At 77.6% G+C, this 2,767-nt stretch carries 3 protein-coding genes and 2 pseudogenes; 3 read left to right on the top strand and 2 right to left on the bottom strand.

The annotated features are described in order from the left end of the window. Nucleotides 1-786: pseudogene (locus tag JZ5iCDA_RS16660) on the bottom strand (hypothetical protein); the annotation flags it as partial. A 175-nt stretch (nucleotides 787-961) separates the two neighbouring features. Here JZ5iCDA_RS16660 and JZ5iCDA_RS16655 point away from each other — a divergent pair. Further along, a complete protein-coding gene (locus tag JZ5iCDA_RS16655; RefSeq protein ID WP_069388141.1) occupies nucleotides 962-1,501 on the top strand; it encodes a hypothetical protein in 540 nt (179 codons plus the stop codon). Nucleotides 1,502-1,518: 17 nt separating this feature from the next. Here JZ5iCDA_RS16655 and JZ5iCDA_RS16650 read toward each other — a convergent pair whose 3' ends face one another. Continuing rightward, nucleotides 1,519-1,734 carry a helix-turn-helix domain-containing protein gene (locus JZ5iCDA_RS16650; protein WP_069388140.1) on the bottom strand — a complete coding sequence of 72 codons (216 nt, stop codon included), beginning with the start codon at nucleotides 1,732-1,734 and terminating at the stop codon, nucleotides 1,519-1,521. Nucleotides 1,735-1,877: 143 nt separating this feature from the next. On the opposite strand from JZ5iCDA_RS16650, the gene JZ5iCDA_RS16645 reads away from it, so the two are divergent. After that, nucleotides 1,878-2,579, top strand: a complete 702-nt coding sequence (locus JZ5iCDA_RS16645) for a hypothetical protein (protein WP_069388139.1) — start codon at nucleotides 1,878-1,880, stop codon at nucleotides 2,577-2,579. After that, nucleotides 2,576-2,767 (top strand): annotated as a pseudogene (locus tag JZ5iCDA_RS16640) (hypothetical protein); the annotation flags it as partial. The gene JZ5iCDA_RS16645 and the pseudogene JZ5iCDA_RS16640, both read left to right, overlap by 4 nt.

Below are 2,767 nucleotides of genomic sequence, written 5' to 3'. Positions count from 1 at the left end.
GTCGTGGTCCGGCGTCGCCGCGGCGGACGACGGCGCGCCGGGCACGTCGGCCTGCGCGTCGGCCTGCGTGCCGGCCCGCTCGTCGAGGTGCTTGCCGCCGTGCTTGCCGCCGTGCCTGCCTGCCTGCTCGGCGACGGCGACGTCGTCGGGGAGGGCCTCTGGGGCGGCCGGCGTCGGGGTACCGGTGGGTGCCGGTGCGGCGGCGGGGTCCGTGGCGTCGTGGGCTCCCGGGGCTCCGGGCGCGTCCACGGCGCCGGTGGCCTCCGGGGTGGCCGCCGTTCCGGGAGCTCCGGCCGTCCCCGGCTCGACCTGCGGGGCAGAGGGGCGCCACCCGAGGTCGACCACGGCCGCGACGGGCGTGTGGTCGCCGGCGTCCGGCTCGGCGGCGTGCGCGGCGCCGCCGCCGAGGACGAGCCCTGCTCCGACGCTGACGCTCACGCCGATCCGCGCTGCGCGGCGCACGACCGCGGGGGCGTGGCGCACGACGAGCCGCTCGCCCCGCGACCACGTGCGCCCCGCCGACCGGGCGACGACGCACACGAGCGCGACGAGCGCGCTCAGCCCGACCCACACCGCCGCGAGCGCGCCGCCCGCGAGCACGGGGAGCTCGAGGTACGACTCCACGCGGGGCGTCGGGAGGGTCGCGACCACCTGCGCCGCGCGGACGGCCAGGGCGGTCACCGCCGCGGCCATCGCGACGACGAGGAGCGCGAGGAGCGCGATGGGGCCGGTGTCGCCGGCGCTCGCCTCGGGTCCCGGGCCGGTCCGTTCCGTCCGTCGCCGCATGGTCGTCCGCTCCTGTCCGCGCCGGCAGGGAGCCGGTCGACGTCGTTGATGTCGTTTGATGCAGTTTGATGTCGCTGGGAGCATTCAAGGGTGTCGGGATGTCGTTTGTCCAGACAGGAAGGGGCCTGTGGATGAACGGCACGCGGCCGCCGGACCACCCGGTACGGTGTTCCGCGTGCGATGGGAAGCCCTGTTCGACGACCTCGCGGCACAGCTCGCCGCCGCCGAGCGGGCGGAGCTGACGGACGCCGTCGCGGACCTCACGCGCGCCGAGCAGGCGACGCTGACGCTGGTCGAACGCCTCCGCGGCACGACCGGGCCCGTCACGCTCGAGCTGCACGACGGGTCACGCGTCACGGGGCGGCTGCACGAGGTCGCCGCGGAGTGGGTCCTCGTCGGCGACCAGGGGCGTCAGCACCTCGTCCCGATCGCGGCGGTCGCGTCCGTCACCGGTCTCGGCCGGTTCGCGCGCCCCGGGGACGGCGCGCGCTCCGGGCGCCTCGGCCTCGGGCACGCGCTGCGCGCCCTCATGCGCGACCGGCTCCCGGTCCAGGTCCGCACGACCGCGGGCGTGCACCCGGGCTGGATCGCCCGTGTCGGCAAGGACCACGTCGACGTGGAGACGGGACCCGGCGTGCACGACGGCGCCCGCGTGGTGCCGTGGTCCGCGCTCCTGTGCGTGAGCGACACGGTGGCCGGCGTGGTCGTGCGGTGAGGGCACCCCGCGCGGGATCAGCCCTCCAGCTCGCCCGCCTCGATGCGCCGGCGTGTCTGCGCGTACATGCGCTGGATGTACGCCTCCAGCTCGCTCGCCTCGACGCGCCACTGGCCCCGGCCTCCGACCTGGATCGCCGGCAGCTCGCCCGAACGCACCAGCGAGTACGCCTGCGCGGCGGAGATGTTGAGCTCCTCCGTGACGTCGGCGAGGGTGAGGAAGCGCTGAGCCATGCCGTCAGTGTGGCACGCAGGACCGCGGCCCAGGCGGTTGTCCACACCCTCTCCCACGGGACGCGCCGACCCGCCACCATGAACGTGCCGCCACCGGGCCGCCGGCCCGCCCGCGCCCGCAGATCCACCACGGAAGGACCCCGATGACGACGACCCTGGACCGCCCCGGACGGGACGTGCCCACCGCCGCCCGGCCGCACACGGCGGCACGCCTGCGCCGGCCGACCTGGCGCGACCCGCGCCTGCTCGTCGGCGTGGTCGTCGTCGCGCTGTCGGTGGCGCTCGGCTCCTGGGCGGTGAGCGCCGCCGGACGGACCGACGCCGTGTACGCGGCCGACGGCGTCCTCACGCCCGGCGACGTCATCACCGCGGACGACCTGCGCACCGTCGAGGTGCGCCTCGGCGGAGGCACGGACGGGTACCTCCTCGTGCGCGACGGCCTGCCCGACGACACCGTGGTCCTGCGGACCGTCGAGCCGGGCGAGCTCGTGCCGGCCAGCGCCCTCGGCGCCGGCGAGGACCTCGCCGTGCGGGCCGTCGCGGTCCCGGTCGCGAGCGGCCTGTCGGACCGCATCGTCGCGGGCGCCGACGTCGACCTGTGGCACGTGCCGCCCGCGCCGGGCACCGCGACGGGTGGGCAGCCCGCGCCGGAGCCGGCGGCGCAGCCGGTGCCGCTCGTCGAGGGCGTCACGGTGGCGCAGGTGGACGAGGAGGCGGGGACGTTCGTCGCCGGCGGCCCCGTGACGGTCCACGTCCTCGTCGCCGAGGAGCACCTCCCGGCCGTCCTCGGCGCCGTCGCGGGCGAGGGGTCGATCGCCGTCGTGCCGGTGGGCGGCTCTCGGTGAGCGGGGCGACCACCGTCGAGACCGTCCTGTGCGCGGTGCGGGGGCCGCGCGAGGCCGACGTCGTCACGGCGCTCGACGCGCCCGGCCTGCAGGTGACGCGGCGCTGCGCCGACGTCGTCGAGCTGCGCGCCGCCGCCTCGGCCGGGGCGGGACGCATCGCCCTCGTGTCCGCCGACCTGCCCGCGCTC

The organism is Cellulosimicrobium cellulans, assembly GCF_001722485.1.
Lineage (GTDB): Bacteria > Actinomycetota > Actinomycetes > Actinomycetales > Cellulomonadaceae > Cellulosimicrobium > Cellulosimicrobium cellulans_A.
This window is presented reverse-complemented; position numbering and strand designations above follow the sequence as displayed.

Bases quoted from the DNA above. Each gene is read 5' to 3' on its own strand.
- JZ5iCDA_RS16650 (WP_069388140.1), bottom strand. From the start codon at position 1,734: ATGGCTCAGCGCTTCCTCACCCTCGCCGACGTCACGGAGGAGCTCAAC.
- JZ5iCDA_RS16645 (WP_069388139.1), top strand. From the start codon at position 1,878: ATGACGACGACCCTGGACCGCCCCGGACGGGACGTGCCCACCGCCGCC.